Genomic DNA, 15202 nt, shown 5'->3' on the forward strand with positions numbered 1-15202 from the left:
GCCGATCAGCCCGCCGGCAGCTCGGCGTGCTGCTGGACCCACCGGTGCATGGCGATGCCGGCCGCGACGCCGGCGTTGATCGAGCGGGTGGAGCCGAACTGGGCGATGGAGAGCACGCCGTCGGCGGCGTCCCGGGCCTGGTCGGTCAGCCCGGTGCCCTCCTGGCCGAACAGCAGGACGCAGGCGCGCGGCAGCTCGGCGGTCTCCAGCGGCCGGGCTCCGGGCAGGTTGTCGACGGCCAGCAGCGGCAGCCCCGCCGCCCCCGCCCAGGCCACCAGTTCGGCGACCTCGGCGTGGTGGCGCACGTGCTGGTACCGGTCGGTCACCATCGCGCCGCGCCGGTTCCAGCGCTTCCGCCCGACGACGTGCACGGCCTCGGCGAGGAACGCGTTCGCCGTCCGGACGACGGTCCCGATGTTGAGGTCGTGCCGCCAGTTCTCGATGGCCACGTGGAAGGGGTGCCGGCGGGTGTCGAGGTCGGCGACGATCGCCTCGACCGTCCAGTAGCGGTAGCGGTCGACGACGTTGCGGCGGTCGCCGTGCTCGAGCAGCTCGGGGTCGTAGCGGGGATCGGTGGGCCGGGCGCCGGGCCACGGGCCCACGCCGACGGTGTCGAGGAGGGCCTCCGGCGGGGTGAGGTCCGTCTCGGGCTTCGTCACCCGGCGCACGGTAGTGGGACGATGGAGGACGCCATGACTGCCCTCCCCCTCGTCTTCGACGCCCCTCGCCGGGGGATGCCCCCGCGCCACCTCGCCGACCTCACCCGCGAGGAGGCCCGCGCGGCGGTCACCGAGCTCGGCCAGCCGGCCTTCCGGGCCGACCAGCTCGCCCGTCACTTCTACCGCGGGGTGACCGACCCGGCGCAGATGACCGACGTGCCGGCCGATGCCCGGGAGACGCTCGCCGAGGCACTGCTGCCGGGCCTGCTGACCGTGGTCCGCCACCAGACCGCCGACGACGGCCGCACCCGCAAGACGCTGTGGCGGCTGCACGACGGCGCGCTGGTCGAGAGCGTGCTCATGCGCTATCCCGGCCGGGCGACGGTCTGCATCTCCAGCCAGGCCGGCTGCGGCATGGCCTGCCCGTTCTGCGCCACCGGCCAGCAGGGGCTCACCCGCAACCTGTCCGCGGCCGAGATCATCGGCCAGGCCGTCGCCGCGGCCGCCGCGATGGCCAACGGCGACATCCAGGGCGGCCCCGGCCGGCTGTCCAACGTCGTGTTCATGGGCATGGGGGAGCCGCTGGCGAACTACGCCCGGGTCCGGAAGACCCTGGACGCCCTGCTCGCCCCGGCCCCGCACGGGCTCGGGCTGTCGCAGCGCGCCGTCACCGTCTCGACGGTCGGCCTGGTGCCGGCGATCCGCCGGCTCACCGACGAGGGTCGCAACGTCACCCTCGCGGTCAGCCTGCACGCCCCGGACGACGAACTGCGCGACACCCTGGTCCCGATCAACACCCGGTGGAAGGTCGGCGAGGTCATCGACGCCGCCGACGCGTACGCGCGGAAGACCGGCCGCCGCTACTCCGTCGAGTACGCGCTCATCCGGGACGTCAACGACCAGCCGTTCCGGGCCGATCTCCTCGGGAAGCTGCTCGCGGGCAAGCTCGCGCACGTCAACCTCATCCCGCTGAACCCGACGCCGGGCAGCAAGTGGGACGCCAGCCCGCTGCCGGCCCAGCGCGAGTTCGTGGCCCGGCTGCGCGCGGCCGGCGTGGCGACGACCGTCCGCGACACCCGCGGCCAGGACATCGACGGCGCCTGCGGCCAGCTCGCTGCGGCGGACAGCGTCAGCGTGCCCGCCGTCGCCCTGCCCGTGCCGGCTGTCGAGGAGCCGGTCGAGCTCGGTGCCGAGGGGGACGAATGACCGAGCGGAGCGAACTCCCCGACGCCGAGATCCACCACGGCCACGGCGACGTCTCCGGCGGCTGGCTGCGGGCCGCGACGTTCGGTGCCATGGACGGCCTGGTCACCAACACGGCGCTGGTCGCCGGCGTCGGCGGCGGTGGCGCGGCTCCGCAGGCGATCGTCCTTGCCGGCACCGCGAGCCTGGTGGCCGGTGCGATCTCCATGGCCCTCGGCGAGTACACCTCGGTGAAGACGCAGAACGAGCAGCTGGACCTGGAGGTCGAGAAGGAGCGCGTCGAGCTCGAGCGCAACCCCGACGGCGAGCTGGCCGAGCTGGTCCAGATGCTCCGGGCCCGCGGCGTCGATGCGGGTCTGGCCCAGCGGGTCGCCGTCCAGCTGCACCGCGATCCCGAGACGGCGCTGCGGCTGCACGTGGTGGCCGAGCTGGGGCTCAACCCGGAGGACAAGCCGTCCCCGATGGTGGCCGCGGTCTCGTCGTTCTTCACGTTCTCGATCGGCGCCGTGGTCCCGCTGCTGCCGTACCTGTTGGGGTTCTCGCTGCTGTGGGTCGCGCTGCTCTGCGGCGGTGCCGGCCTGGCGGCCGCCGGCGCGATCTCCTCCCGCTTCACGCCGCGCCCGTGGTGGTTCGCCGCACTCCGGCAGCTGCTGTTCGGGGCTGCTGCGGCCGGGATCACCTACGCGATCGGTTCGCTGATCGGCGTCACGGTCGCCTGACGGCCCCGTTCAGGGGCCCACCCCGAGCCTGCGAGGGATGGGGGGAACGGGGTCCTTCTTCAGCGGCTGCGCCAGGCGTTCTTCCGGCGGCGCATGTCCCACAGCAGGACGAGGACCATCACCGCGGCGATGCCCAGGACCCAGAGGTCCTCCATCCGGCCCTCGTGGTTCCCGAGCACGTAGCTGCACAGCACCAGGACGGCGATCCAGGCGCCGATGCGGCCCTTTCCGCCGGTCTCCGCGTGCCAGCCCCAGTCGGCGGGCTGCTCGTGCTCCACGGGGTGCTCGCCGACGCGGACGACGCCCTCTTCACGACCGGGCTGGTTGACCCGCTGCGTCTGGCTCACGCGTTTCTCCTCGCTGGCGCTCGTCGACCGCCTTCGCGGCGCTGCTGTGTCGGTGGCCCGCACGCGGGCACCGCCATTCTGGCAGGCGCGGGGCGCGGACACCGGGCGAGGTGGCCCGGCGACGGCGCGCCGCCGGGTCGGGAAGGATGCAGTGCGTGAGTTCACCCCGCCAGGTCACGCTGCTCGGCTCCACCGGCTCCATCGGCCGGCAGGCGATCGCGGTGGCCGAGCAGAACCCGGATCGGCTGCGGATCACCGGCCTGGCGGCCGGGGGAGGGGACGTCGCCCGGCTCGCCGAGCAGGCCCTGGCGCTCGGTGTCCGCACGGTGGCCGTCGCCCGGGCGACCGCGGCGCAGGACCTGCAGCTCGCGTTCTACGCCGCGGCGTCGAAGCGGGGCTGGGCGAAGGGCGAGTACTCCCTGCCGGAGATCCTGGCCGGGCCCCGCGCCGCCGAGGAGCTGGCCGCCCGCCCGGCCGACGTCGTCCTCAACGGGATCACCGGCTCGATCGGCTTGCGGCCCACCCTGTCGGCCCTGCGGGCCGGCCGCACGGTGGCGCTGGCCAACAAGGAGTCGCTCATCGCCGGGGGCTCGCTGGTCACCGAGGCGGCGGCGCCCGGGCAGCTGGTGCCCGTGGACTCCGAGCACTCGGCGCTGGCCCAGTGCCTGCGCGGCGGTGCGCGCGACGAGGTCGCGCGGCTGGTCCTCACCGCCAGCGGGGGACCGTTCCGCGGCCGCACCGCCGAGCAGCTCGCCGACGTCACCGTGGAGCAGGCGCTGGCGCACCCGACCTGGGACATGGGGCCGGTGGTCACCATCAACTCCGCGACCCTGGTCAACAAGGGGCTGGAGCTGATCGAGGCGCACCTGCTCTTCGGTGTTCCCTACGCCGACATCGACGTGGTGGTGCACCCCCAGTCGATCGTGCACTCGATGGTGACCTTCAGCGACGGCGCGACGATCGCCCAGGCCAGCCCGCCGGACATGCGGCTGCCGATCGCGCTGGCCCTCGCCTGGCCGGACCGGCTGCCCGTCGTCCAGCCGGCGCTGGACTGGTCGGCCGCCAGCAGCTGGGAGTTCGCCCCGCTGGACGAGGTCGCCTTCCCGGCCGTGCGGCTGGCGCGCCTGGCCGGGGAGACCGGCGGGGTCGCGCCGGCCCTGTACAACGCCGCCAACGAGGAGGCGGTCGCCGCCTTCGTGGCGGGTCGCCTGTCGTTCCGGGGCATCGTCGACCTCGTCGCGCGTACCCTCGACGACGCGCCGGACCTCGGCGCCCCCGGCTGCGTCGAGGACGTGCTCGCGGCGGAGAAGTGGGCCCGGGAGCACGCCCGGGCGGTCATCGGCCAGGGCATCTGATGGAGGGGCTCCACTGAGCGGGATCCTGCTGAGCATCCTGGGGATCGTCGCCTTCGCGATCGGGCTGCTCTTCTCGATCGGCTTCCACGAGGCCGGCCACTTCTTCTGGGCGCGGAAGTTCGGCATGCGCGTCCCGCAGTTCATGGTCGGCTTCGGGCCCACCGTCTGGTCGCGCACCCGGGGCGAGACCGAGTACGGCCTCAAGGCCGTCCCGCTCGGCGGCTACATCCGCATCGTCGGCATGATCCCGCCGGCCGAGGAGGGCGAGAGCAAGCGCGCCACCCGGATGCGCAGCTTCATCGCCGAGGTCCGCGGCCAGGCGCTCAACGACGTCCGGCCCAGCGACGGCGACCGCGTCTTCTACAAGAAGCCCTGGTGGCAGCGGGTCATCGTGATGTTCGCCGGGCCGTTCCACAACCTGGTGCTCGCGGTCCTGTTCTTCACCATCGTGCTCACCGCCTTCGGCGTCCCGGAGCCGTCGACGACGCTGGCCCGGGTGCCGGAGTGCGTGCTGCCCGCGGGTGCCGACACCGCCACCCGCGAGGACGCCTGCGAGATCCCCCTGGTGCAGAGCGGACCCGAGGCCGGGCAGGTCTGCGAGGAGGGGGCGGCGAACTGCGCGCTGCCCGCCCGCAGCCCCGCGGCCGAGGCCGGCCTGCTGCCCGGCGACACCATCCTCGCCCTGGACGGCGAGCCGGTCTCCCAGGACACCGAGGTCGGCTGGACGGCCGTGCAGCGCAGCATCCAGCGCAGCCCCGACGAGCCGGTCGTCTTCACCGTCGAGCGCGACGGGGAACGGCGCGACCTCACCGTGACCCCGATCGAGAACGTCGTCTGGGACGACCCCGAGGCCGGGACGACGCAGGTCGTCGGCTACGTCGGCATCGGCCCCGAGCAGCCCTACGTCCAGCAGCCGGTCACCGCGGTGCCCGGCTTCATCGGCGACTACGTCGTCCGGGCGGTCGACCGGCTGGTGGAGATCCCGGAGCGCATCCCGGCGCTGGCCCGGGCCGCCTTCCTGGGGGAGGAGCGCGACCCCAACGGCCCGATCGGGGTCGTGGGTGTCGGGCGGATCTCCGGGGAGATCTTCTCGCTGGACCGGTTCAGCACCACGGAGAAGATCAGCACGTTCTTCCAGCTGCTCGCCGGGGTGAACCTGGTCCTGTTCCTGTTCAACCTGCTGCCGATCTACCCGCTCGACGGCGGGCACGTGGCCGGGGCGCTGTACGAGAAGGCCCGGTCGACCGTCGCGCGGCTGCGCGGGCGGCCCGACCCCGGCCCCTTCGACATCGCCCGGCTGATGCCCGTGGCCTACGTCGTGGCCGGGCTCTTCCTGGCGCTGTCGGCGCTGCTGTTCATCGCCGACATCGTCAACCCGATCACGCTGGGCTGATCGGCTCCACGGGAGCGGCGGCGACCGGTCGCTCCGGCGCACGCGACCGGGCCGGCCGGGAGCCGAACAGCACACCGGCGACGACGAGCACGCCCGCTCCCAGCTCGACCGGGTCGAGCACCTCGCCGAACGCCAGCCACGACGCCAGGACGCCGACCACCGGCACGAGCATCGAGAACGGCGCCACCACGTTCGACGGGTGCCGCGACAGCAGGGTGTTCCAGATGCTGTACCCGACGAGCGTGGCGACGACCACCACGTAGAGCAGCCCGAGCACGGCAGGCAGGGCCTCGGCCGTGAAGGCTCCCGCCAGCGATCGGCCGATCCGGCCGGGACCCTCGACCACCAGGGCGAGCGCCAGCACGGGCAGCGGCGGCACCACGGCGCTCCAGAGGGTGAGGTGCAGGGCGTTCGGCGCCTTCGCCCGACGGCTGCAGACGTTGCCGATGGCCCAGCCGAGCGCCCCGCACAGGGTGAGGACGACGGGGACCCAGGCCGCCGTCTGCGCGCGGTGGACGGCGATCACCGCCAGCCCCGCGACCGCCAGTGCGACGCCGGCGAACTGCCGGAGCGACAGCTTCTCGTGCAGCCACACGCCGGCGAGGACGACGGTGAACGGCGCCGAGGCCTGCAGGACGAGGGAGGCCAGGCCGCTCGGCATCCCGGCTGCCATGCCCAGGTAGAGGAAGGCGAACTGCAGGATCCCGATCCCCGCTCCGACGCCGATCAGCCAGCGCAGCGGAACGGCCGGCCGGGGGACGAGCAGCAGGGCGGGCAGGGCCACCAGCGAGAACCGCAGCGCCACCAGGAACAGCGGGGGGAAGTGCTCGAGCGCCAGCGCGGTCGCCGGGAAGTTCACCCCCCAGCAGACGGCCACCAGGCAGGCGAGCAGTCGGTCGCGGAGAGGCATGCCCCGACCCTGGGTCCGGGGTCCGTGAAGGACAAGCGCAATCTCACGCACCGTCCATGTAGCGTTGCTTCATGGACGTCCGTGGGTCCGCCCTGTGGGAACGGGTCGACGTCGCCCACCTCGCCGTGCTGCGGGAGCTGGCCGAGCACGGCTCGGTGACCGCGGTCGCCCGCGCCACCACCATGTCGCCGTCCGCGGTGTCGCAGCGGCTGGCGACGCTCCAGCGGCGGCTGGGCGTCGTCCTCGTCGAGCGCGCGGGCCGTGGCGTGCGGCTGACCGACGCGGGCCGGGCGCTCGCCGGCATCGCGGCGAGCGTCTCCACCGCGCTCGCCGCCGCGGAGGCGGAGTGGCAGGACTACCGGGGAGGCGTCGCGGGGACGGTCCGGCTGGCCACGTTCCACTCGGCCGGGGAACTGCTGGTACCGGGCCTGCTGGACCGGCTCGCCGCCGTCCCGGACATCCTGCTCGAGACCTTCGACGAGGACGTCTCGCAGGACGACTTCGCGGGGCTCACGGCCGACTACGACATCGTGGTGGCACACCGCTCCGACGACGTCCTGGCCCCGGCCCGCGGCCCGGTCGAGGTCCGTCCGCTGCTGCGCGAACCCCTCGATGTGGCGCTGCCGCTGGGGCATCCGCTCGCCGGCCGGTCCCGGGTGGCACCGGCCGACGTGATCGACGAGGACTGGATCGTCCCGCCGGCCGAGTTCCCTCTCGACCGTGTCCTGACCGCCATCGCGGCGCAGGCCGGGTCGCCCGCGCGCGTCGTGCGCCGGACGACCCACCTGCCGTTGATGGAGAAGCTGGTCGCGCGCGGCCACGGCATCGCGCTCCTGCCACGCCACACCACCCGCGACCGGGCGGAGGGACGGCTGGTGCTGGTGCCGCTCGCCGACCTGCGGGCGGGCCGCGTCATCGAGGCCCTGATGCGACCGGACCGCGCAGCACGCCGAGCCGTCCAGGTGGTCCTCGACGCCCTGGTCGACGAGGCCGCCCCCTACGCGGCGTGAGCCGTCTGCAGGCGCACGTCACAGGCTCGCGACCGGCACGGACCCAGCGACGGGGGATACTGGCTGTCATGGCGATCCCCGTCGGTCTCGGCATGCCGGCTGCACCCCCTCCCGTCCTCGCCCCTCGGCGCAAGACCCGACAGCTCGACGTCGGCGGCGTCGGGGTGGGCAGCGACTTCCCGGTCAGCGTGCAGTCGATGTGCACCACGAAGACGGCGGACATCAACGCGACCCTCCAGCAGATCGCCGAGCTGACCGCGTCGGGGTGCCAGATCGTCCGGGTCGCGGTGCCCGACACCGACGACGCCGAGGCGCTCCCGATCATCGCGAAGAAGTCGCAGATCCCGGTCATCGCCGACATCCACTTCCAGCCGCGCTACGTCTTCGCCGCGATCGAGGCCGGGTGCGCGGCCGTCCGCGTCAACCCGGGCAACATCAAGAAGTTCGACGACAAGGTCGGGGAGATCGCGCGGGCGGCCAAGGCGGCGGGCACGCCGATCCGGATCGGGGTCAACGCCGGCTCGCTCGACAAGCGGCTGCTGGCCAAGTACGGCAAGGCCACCCCCGAGGCGCTGGTCGAGTCCGCCCTCTGGGAGTGCTCGCTGTTCGAGGAGCACGACTTCCGCGACATCAAGATCTCGGTGAAGCACAACGACCCGGTGGTCATGGTGCGTGCCTACGAGCTGCTGGCAGCCCAGTGCGACTACCCCCTGCACCTCGGCGTCACCGAGGCCGGCCCCGCGTTCCAGGGCACCATCAAGTCGGCGGTCGCCTTCGGCGCCCTGCTCTCCCAGGGCATCGGCGACACGATCCGCGTCTCCCTCTCCGCCCCGCCGGTGGAGGAGGTGAAGGTCGGCAACCAGATCCTGGAGTCGCTGAACCTGCGCCAGCGCGGCCTGGAGATCGTCAGCTGCCCGTCGTGCGGGCGGGCCCAGGTCGACGTCTACAAGCTGGCCGACGAGGTCACGGCCGGCCTGGAGGGCATGGAGGTCCCGCTGCGCGTCGCGGTCATGGGCTGCGTCGTGAACGGTCCCGGCGAGGCGCGCGAGGCGGACCTCGGGGTGGCCTCCGGCAACGGCAAGGGGCAGATCTTCGTCAAGGGCGAGGTCATCAAGACCGTGCCCGAGTCGCAGATCGTGGAGACCCTCATCGAGGAGGCCATGCGCATCGCCGAGGCCGAGACCGCCTCCGGGACCCCGTCGGGGGCTCCCGTCGTCAGCGTCAGCTGACTCCGTTCCCCGGACCCTCTCCGTGCTCCGCACCCCGACCGCCCGCGTCCTCGACGGGGGCGACGAGCCCGCCGTCCACCGCCTGCTGGCCGGCGACCCTGTCGCCGCCTGCGTGCTCGCCGGGCGGGTGGAGGTGGCCGGCACCGCCCCGTCCTCCCTGGGGGCGCCGCTGTGGGGCTTCGGTGGCGGCGAGGAGCTGGAGGCGGTCTGCCTGGCCGGCGCGAACCTCATCCCGTTCAGCGCCCCCGGCTCGGAGCACGCGGCGGCCGTGGCGTTCGCCGACCGTGCCCGGCGGGCCGGCCGCCGCTGCTCCACCATCGTGGGACCGGCCGCCGCGGTGGCTCCGCTGTGGGACCTGCTGGCGCCGCACTGGGGCCCGGCGCGCGATCACCGGCCGCGCCAGCCGCTGATGGCCATCGACGGCCCGCCGGCCGTCGCCGCCGAGCCGCGGGTCCGCCCGGTCGCCCCCGCCGAGCTCGACACACTGCTGCCGGCCGCGGTGGCGATGTTCACCGAGGAGGTGGGGGTCAGCCCGCTGCGCGCGGACGGCGGCGCGGGATACCGGGCACGGGTGGCGGAACTGGTCCGCGCGGGGCAGTCCCTGGCCTGGATCGAACGGGGCGAGGTGCTGTTCAAGGCCGAGATCGGGGCCGTGTCCCGGTCCGCCTGCCAGGTGCAGGGGGTCTGGGTGGCGCCGGCCCACCGCGGCCGGGGCATCGGCACGGCGGGGACGGCGGCGGTCGTCGAGTACGCGCGGGCGAGCATCGCCCCGGTGGTCAGCCTGTACGTCAACGACTTCAACGCCGCGGCCCGCGCCTCCTACCGCAAGGTCGGCTTCCGGGAGGTCGGGCAGTACGCCAGCGTGCTGTTCTGACGGCCCCGTCCGGGCGCCGGCAGCGAGCGCAGCGAGGCGGGAGAGGACCGGGGTCCTCGTTCTGAGAGTCTGTCGCGGTGCTGACTCGGGGTCCCGCTCTTCCCACCGCCCTGCTGCTGCTCACCGTCCCGGTCCTCGGGGCCTGCTCGGGTGGTTCCGAGGACGACGTCCGGGCCGCCGCGACGGGTTTCCTCGACGCCTGGTCCGAGGGCGACACCGCCACGGCGGCCGGGGCCACCACGGACCCGGACGCGGCCACGGCACTCCTGGAGCAGACCGCGGCCGACCTGCCCGACGCCACGCTGGGCACCGAGCTGGGGGAGGTGACCGTCGAGGACGGCATCGCCACCGTCGGCTGGACCGCCACCTGGGACCTCGCCGCGGCGCCCGACTGGAGCTACCAGGCGACGCTGCGGCTCGAGGAGGGCGGCGACGAGTGGCAGGTCGTCGCCGAACCCGCCCTCGTGCATCCCGAACTGGGGGAGGGGCAGCACCTCCGGCTGAGCCGTGCGCTGCCCGACCGCGCACCCCTCACCGATGCCGCCGGGGCGCCGCTGTTCACCCCGACCGAGGTGGTCAACGTCGGCGTCGACCCCGGCCAGGTCACCGACCTGGCGGCGCTGGCGGCCGCGCTCTCCGCCGCCACCGGCATCGCCGCCGAGGACATCGTGGCCGACGTGCAGGCCGCGCCCGCGGGACAGTTCGTCCCGGTGATCACGCTGCGGCGCCCGGACTTCGAGCAGATCCGCGCCCAGGTGTTCGACCTGCCCGGCGCCGTCTTCCCCACCAGCACCCGCCTGCTGGCGCCCAGCCCTCGCTTCGCCGAGGCCCTGCTGGGCCGGGTCGGCGACGCCACGGCCGAGGTCATCGAGGAGTCCCAGGAGGACGGGGCGCCGCGGTATGCGGCGGGCGACCAGCTGGGGCTGTCGGGCCTGCAGCGGGCCTACCAGGAGAAGCTGGCCGGCACCGCCGGCTTCACCGTCTCCGTGATCAGCACCGACGAGAGCAGCGGGGACACCGGCGTGGAGATCGCGGCCGTGGCTCCCGAGCCGGGCGCCCCGGTGCAGACACCGCTCGTCCCGGCCCTGCAGAACGCCGCCGACGCCGCGGTGGCCACGCAGCAGCAGCCCGCCCACCTGGTCGTGGTCCGCCCGGGCACGGGGGAGATCCTGGCCGTGGCCTCCAACGAGGTGGCCGACGCGACCAACGCCCTGGCCGGCCAGTTCCCGCCCGGGTCGAGCATGAAGGCGATCACCGCGACCGCGCTGCTGTCCGCCGGCGCGGTGACCCCCGACGCCCCGGTCGCCTGCCCCGCCACCACCGTCGTCGACGGCCGGGAGTTCGAGAACCAGGACCAGTTCGACCTGGGCACCGTGCCCTTCACGGAGGCCTTCGCCCAGTCGTGCAACACGACGTTCATCGAGCTGGGCCTCGCCCTGCCGGACGACGCGCTGGCCGCTGCGGCGACGTCCTACGGCGTCGGCACCGACTGGCAGCTGCCCGTCGACATCTTCGGCGGCAGCGTGCCGGCCGACAGCACGGGGACCACGAAGGCGGCGAACGCCATCGGCCAGGGGCAGGTGCTGATGAGCCCCGCCCAGCTGGCGCTGGTCGCCGCGGGGGTCGCCGGCGGGACGCCGGTGGCACCGGTGGAGGTCGTGGGGGCGGAGCCCGCCGGTCAGGTCCCTGCGGGCCCCGGGCAGGCGGTGCTCGACGCGCTGCGCCCGATGATGCGGCAGGTCGTGCTCTCGGGGACCGCGACCGAGCTCGGCGACCGGGGTGAGGTCCACGGCAAGACCGGGACGGCCGAGTACGGGTCGAACACGCCGCCGGACTCGCACGGCTGGTTCATGGGCTACCAGCCGGCCGGCCCCCAGGGCGACATCGCGTTCGCGGTGCTCGTGGAGGGTGGCCAGTCCAGCAGCGCCGCGGTCGCCGTCACCGACGCCTTCCTCGCTGGCCTCTGAGCGCGGCCCCGTCCCGGGGCCCGTTCCGAGCCTGCGAAGGGGAGGTCGGGTCCTCCTGCCACCGCCGGCATTCGGGGCAGCGGGGTCCTCCTACTGCTCCGGCAGCCCGGGGAAGGCGCTGGTCACCGTGGGCTGGCCGGCCAGCCCGCGCCAGCCCACCGCCCGGATCTCGGTCGCGGTGAGCGAACCCACGGCCAGTTCCCGGGTGCCGGCCTCGGCGGCCTGGTCCAGCACGCGCACCCAGGCGGCCGCGACGCCGTCCTCCAGGACCACCGCGAGGGCGGCCGCGTCGGTCGGCGACAGCACCGGGAACGGGAGCGCGTAGCCCCCCGCGGCACCCACCGGGTCCACGCCGCGGCCGGCGAGCAGCGTGATCACCCGGTCGCGGGCATCCCGGTGGGCGATCTCCGACGCCGACGCCAGCGCCTGGGACTCCGCGGGCAGGGCGGCCCCCACGACGCCGTATCCCCAGATGGCGGTGTGCTCGGCCGCGAGGACCTCGGCGAGGGCCGCGTTCTCGGTCGCCTCGTCGAGCGTCCCGCTGCCGGAGGTCTCGTCAGCCATTGCCGCTCCCCGTCATGCCAGTCTCGCGTCCTGCCCAGCGAGCCCCGCGGCGATCGAACCCAGCAGCGCCGCGCGGGCGCCGGACTGGCCGACGCACGCGGCCGCGTGGGAGGCGGCGGCCGTCGCGACCTGTCCCCGCAGCCACGCCCGGGTCTCGGGGGCCGGGGGCGCTCCGGCCGAGGACGCCGCCGCGGAGGTCGAGCTCCCCGGCGCCGCGGCCCGCAGGCGCGCCAGCTGCGCGTCGGCCTGGGCGGCCAGGTCGGCCACCTCCCCGGCCAGCGCCGGATCGGCGGCGCCGGCGGCGACGAAGGCGGACACCACGGCCTCCTGGACCGCGACCTGGGCGCTGAGCTCGTCGGCCTGCCGGCCGGTGACCTTCTCCCGCTCGTCCGCCGCCGGGGAGGTGCACCCGGTGGCCAGGACGGCCAGCCCCGCCGCGGAGGCCGCCAGCAGGGTGCGCCGGGAGAAGCCCCGCGGGCCGGCGGTGAGGGGAGCGGACATCGCGGCCATTCTCGCAGCCGTGGACTCCCGGGGGCGGTAGTGCGGTCAGGCGCGTCCGCGACCGCCCCGTGCGCCCCTCCGTCCCCACTGCCCGGCCCCTGGTGCGTGGTCGGGCGCCGGTCCGCGGGGCGGTAGCCTGACCTCTTCCCCTGCACCCGGGCCCGACGTGCGCCGACGGCGCGTCGATGCGGGATCGGCGGGGGGATGGCGGTCCGCACGAGGCGGTCGCCCGAGCCACGAGGAGGAGCCCGTGCCCACCTCTCACGGCACCCAGCGCACCGACCCCACGGCCGCGCGGCTGGCCGGCTGGATCGAGCCCGTGGTCGGTGCGGCCGGCTACGACCTCGAGGAACTGGTCGTGACCCCCGCGGGCCGGCGCAGCATCGTCCGGGTCGTCGTCGACCGCGACCAGGGAGTGACCCTCGACGACATCGCCGAGGTCAGCCACGCGGTCTCGGAGGTGCTCGACCGGAACGACGACGGGATGGGCCGCACGCCGTACGTGCTGGAGGTGACCAGCCCGGGCGTGGACCGCCCCCTGACGCAGGAGCGGCACTGGCGCCGCAACACCGGACGCCTGGTGACCGTCGCCGTCGGTCCGGCGGGCCACGCGCAGGAGGTCACCGGGCGGATCACCGCGGTGGACGGGACGGGCGTGACCCTGGCCGTCGAGGTGCCGGGCAAGCCCGGCGCCAAGAGGAAGGCGCCCGTGCCGCGCGAGGTGCCGTGGGCGGAACTCGGCAACGGCCGGGTGCAGGTGGAGTTCGGCCGGAGCGGGGCCGGGGACGGTGCAGCCGTCGACGGGGCGCTGCACGAGGACGACGATCTCATCGACGACGCCGGGCCGGACGACACCGGGCCCGGCAGCGCGCCGCAGGCGCGAGGAGGAGCACAGTGAACATCGACGTCACCGCGCTCAAGGCGGTGGAGCGGGAGAAGGGCATTCCCGCCGACACGGTGATCCAGGCGATCGAGTCCGCGCTGGTGACCGCGTACCGGCACGCCGACGGCGCGGCCAAGCACGTGCGCGTCCACGTCGACCGCAAGAGCGGGGAGGTCGCGGTCCTCGCCCAGGAGCTGGGCCCGGACGGCGACGTCGTCCGCGAGTGGGACGACACCCCCTCCGACTTCGGCCGGATCGCGGCCAGCACCGCCAAGCAGGTCATCGTCCAGCGGCTGCGCGACGCCGAGCACGAGCAGACCTTCGGCGAGTACGTCGGCAAGGAGGGCGACATCGTCAGCGGCATCGTGCAGGCGCACGACCGCCGCAACGTGCAGGGCACCGTGCTCATCGACATCGGCAAGGTCGAGGCGGTGCTGCCCCCGGCCGAGCAGGTGCCGGGCGAGCAGTACACGCACGGCAGCCGCATCAAGGCCTACGTCGTGTCGGTCGCCCGCACCTTCCGCGGCCCGCAGGTCACGGTGTCGCGGACCCACCCCCACCTGGTGCGCAAGCTCTTCGCCCTCGAGGTCCCCGAGATCGCCGACGGCAGCGTCGAGATCGTCGCCGTCGCCCGGGAGGCCGGGCACCGCTCGAAGATCGCCGTCCGGACGAAGGTCCCCGGGCTCAACGCGAAGGGCGCCTGCATCGGGCCGATGGGCCAGCGGGTGCGCAACGTCATGAGCGAGCTGCACGGCGAGAAGATCGACATCGTGGACCACTCGGACGACCCCGCGACCTTCGTCGCCTCGGCCCTGAGCCCCGCGCGGGTGAACAGCGCCCGCGTGGTCGATCCGCAGGCCAAGGCGGTGCGGGTCGTCGTCCCGGACTTCCAGCTGTCGCTGGCCATCGGCAAGGAAGGCCAGAACGCGCGGCTGGCGGCGCGGCTGACCGGCTGCCGGATCGACATCCGCAGCGACGCGCAGCCCGACGACGACGCGGCCACCCCCTCGCCCGGGGTGGGGCGTCCCCCGCTGCGGTCGGGCGCCCCTGCCGGCGCCGAAGGCCGATCCGCGGCCCATCGGCCGCCGGCGCACCGCCCCCCGCCCCGACGCGCGGAACATCCCGGCCCCGCCACGCGCTAGAGTGCAGGGTGGTCGAAACGTCGAAACCGGTCCGCACCTGCGTGGGGTGCCGGGTACGCGCTCCGGCCAGCGAACTGCTGCGTGTCGTCGTGCGGTCCGGGGCCCTGGTCCCGGATCCCCGCCGGCGGCTCCCCGGAAGGGGGGCATCGGTGCACCCCACCCCGGAGTGCCTGCGCGCAGCGGAGCGACGCCGGGCCTTCAGCCGGGCGCTGCGCCTCCCCGGAGGTGCGGGTGGTCCGCTGGAGGTCGGTCCGCTCCGGGACCACGTGCTCGGTGCCTCTGCGGAGGAGCCGGCAGACGGACCCGGACGGGCGAGTGACCGCGGCCCCGCCGCGGGAACCACCAGCAGTTCACAGTCGGACCGGCACCAGGCCGGTCCGCACGTCGACAGGACATCGTCGGATGACTCAGCCGTGAAGTTCTCACGATGACCATGCGCCACTAAC

General features: G+C 74.6%; 16 protein-coding genes. 11 read left to right on the forward strand and 5 right to left on the reverse strand.

All coding sequences use genetic code 11. The features are described from left to right. Positions 1-5 precede the first annotated feature (5 nt). On the reverse strand, positions 6-659 hold the full coding sequence (locus BM142_RS08980) for a TrmH family RNA methyltransferase (RefSeq protein ID WP_092196490.1): 654 nt from the start codon (positions 657-659) through the stop codon (positions 6-8). Positions 660-692: 33 nt separating this feature from the next. On the opposite strand from BM142_RS08980, the gene rlmN reads away from it, so the two are divergent. Further along, positions 693-1865, forward strand: coding sequence for a dual-specificity RNA methyltransferase RlmN (rlmN, locus tag BM142_RS08985; RefSeq protein ID WP_092196421.1), 1173 nt, complete (start codon positions 693-695; stop codon positions 1863-1865). Next, positions 1862-2581: a VIT1/CCC1 transporter family protein gene (locus BM142_RS08990; RefSeq protein ID WP_092196422.1), complete on the forward strand. Its 720-nt coding sequence runs from the start codon at positions 1862-1864 to the stop codon at positions 2579-2581. Before rlmN ends, BM142_RS08990 begins: the two co-directional genes overlap by 4 nt. 59 nt (positions 2582-2640) lie before the next feature. On the opposite strand, the gene BM142_RS08995 is transcribed toward BM142_RS08990, so the two are convergent. After that, complete coding sequence (locus BM142_RS08995) at positions 2641-2928, reverse strand: DUF2631 domain-containing protein (RefSeq protein ID WP_092196423.1); 288 nt, start codon at positions 2926-2928, stop codon at positions 2641-2643. Positions 2929-3083: 155 nt separating this feature from the next. Here BM142_RS08995 and dxr point away from each other — a divergent pair, with 155 nt between their 5' ends. Together dxr and BM142_RS09005 are read left to right on the forward strand one after the other, a co-directional pair. After that, a complete protein-coding gene (gene dxr / locus BM142_RS09000) occupies positions 3084-4283 on the forward strand; it encodes a 1-deoxy-D-xylulose-5-phosphate reductoisomerase (protein ID WP_092196424.1) in 1200 nt (399 codons plus the stop codon). Between the two features lie 58 nt (positions 4284-4341). After that, on the forward strand, positions 4342-5676 hold the full coding sequence (locus BM142_RS09005) for a M50 family metallopeptidase (RefSeq protein ID WP_256381284.1): 1335 nt from the start codon (positions 4342-4344) through the stop codon (positions 5674-5676). On the opposite strand, the gene BM142_RS09010 is transcribed toward BM142_RS09005, so the two are convergent. Next, entirely contained in the window at positions 5663-6586 is a 924-nt protein-coding gene (locus BM142_RS09010) for an EamA family transporter (protein WP_092196426.1), read from the reverse strand. The genes BM142_RS09005 and BM142_RS09010 overlap by 14 nt on opposite strands. 71 nt (positions 6587-6657) lie before the next feature. On the opposite strand from BM142_RS09010, the gene BM142_RS09015 reads away from it, so the two are divergent. The 4 genes from BM142_RS09015 to BM142_RS09030 all read left to right on the forward strand — a co-directional run bounded on the left by BM142_RS09015 (position 6658) and on the right by BM142_RS09030 (position 11666). Next, the gene (locus BM142_RS09015; protein WP_092196427.1) at positions 6658-7596 is read left to right on the forward strand and encodes a LysR family transcriptional regulator; all 939 of its coding nucleotides are present in this window, start codon (positions 6658-6660) and stop codon (positions 7594-7596) included. 68 nt (positions 7597-7664) lie between these two features. Then, positions 7665-8825 carry a flavodoxin-dependent (E)-4-hydroxy-3-methylbut-2-enyl-diphosphate synthase gene (ispG, locus tag BM142_RS09020; RefSeq protein WP_092196428.1) on the forward strand — a complete coding sequence of 387 codons (1161 nt, stop codon included), beginning with the start codon at positions 7665-7667 and terminating at the stop codon, positions 8823-8825. Between the two features lie 22 nt (positions 8826-8847). Next, positions 8848-9699 (forward strand): GNAT family N-acetyltransferase, encoded by an 852-nt coding sequence (locus BM142_RS09025; RefSeq protein WP_092196429.1) that lies wholly within the window; start codon positions 8848-8850, stop codon positions 9697-9699. Positions 9700-9776: 77 nt separating this feature from the next. Continuing rightward, the gene (locus BM142_RS09030; RefSeq protein ID WP_254790692.1) at positions 9777-11666 is read left to right on the forward strand and encodes a penicillin-binding transpeptidase domain-containing protein; all 1890 of its coding nucleotides are present in this window, start codon (positions 9777-9779) and stop codon (positions 11664-11666) included. Between the two features lie 90 nt (positions 11667-11756). Here the strand turns inward: BM142_RS09030 and BM142_RS09035 are convergent, their stop codons facing one another. Both BM142_RS09035 and BM142_RS09040 read right to left on the reverse strand, forming a co-directional pair. Beyond that, complete coding sequence (locus BM142_RS09035) at positions 11757-12230, reverse strand: ferritin-like domain-containing protein (RefSeq protein ID WP_092196430.1); 474 nt, start codon at positions 12228-12230, stop codon at positions 11757-11759. A gap of 12 nt (positions 12231-12242) precedes the next feature. After that, positions 12243-12731 carry a hypothetical protein gene (locus BM142_RS09040; protein WP_092196494.1) on the reverse strand — a complete coding sequence of 163 codons (489 nt, stop codon included), beginning with the start codon at positions 12729-12731 and terminating at the stop codon, positions 12243-12245. A gap of 250 nt (positions 12732-12981) precedes the next feature. Here BM142_RS09040 and rimP point away from each other — a divergent pair, with 250 nt between their 5' ends. The 3 genes from rimP to BM142_RS09055 are packed head-to-tail and all read left to right on the forward strand — an operon-like array spanning position 12982 to position 15187. Further along, positions 12982-13629, forward strand: coding sequence for a ribosome maturation factor RimP (gene rimP / locus BM142_RS09045; protein ID WP_092196431.1), 648 nt, complete (start codon positions 12982-12984; stop codon positions 13627-13629). Next, complete coding sequence (gene nusA, locus BM142_RS09050; protein WP_092196432.1) at positions 13626-14756, forward strand: transcription termination factor NusA; 1131 nt, start codon at positions 13626-13628, stop codon at positions 14754-14756. The genes rimP and nusA overlap by 4 nt, the downstream gene beginning before the upstream one ends. Before the next feature lie 41 nt (positions 14757-14797). Next, the gene (locus BM142_RS09055; protein WP_256381282.1) at positions 14798-15187 is read left to right on the forward strand and encodes a YlxR family protein; all 390 of its coding nucleotides are present in this window, start codon (positions 14798-14800) and stop codon (positions 15185-15187) included. Positions 15188-15202 lie beyond the last annotated feature (15 nt).

The sequence above is a fragment of the Blastococcus tunisiensis genome (assembly GCF_900112815.1).
GTDB classification, from domain to species: domain Bacteria; phylum Actinomycetota; class Actinomycetes; order Mycobacteriales; family Geodermatophilaceae; genus Blastococcus_B; species Blastococcus_B tunisiensis.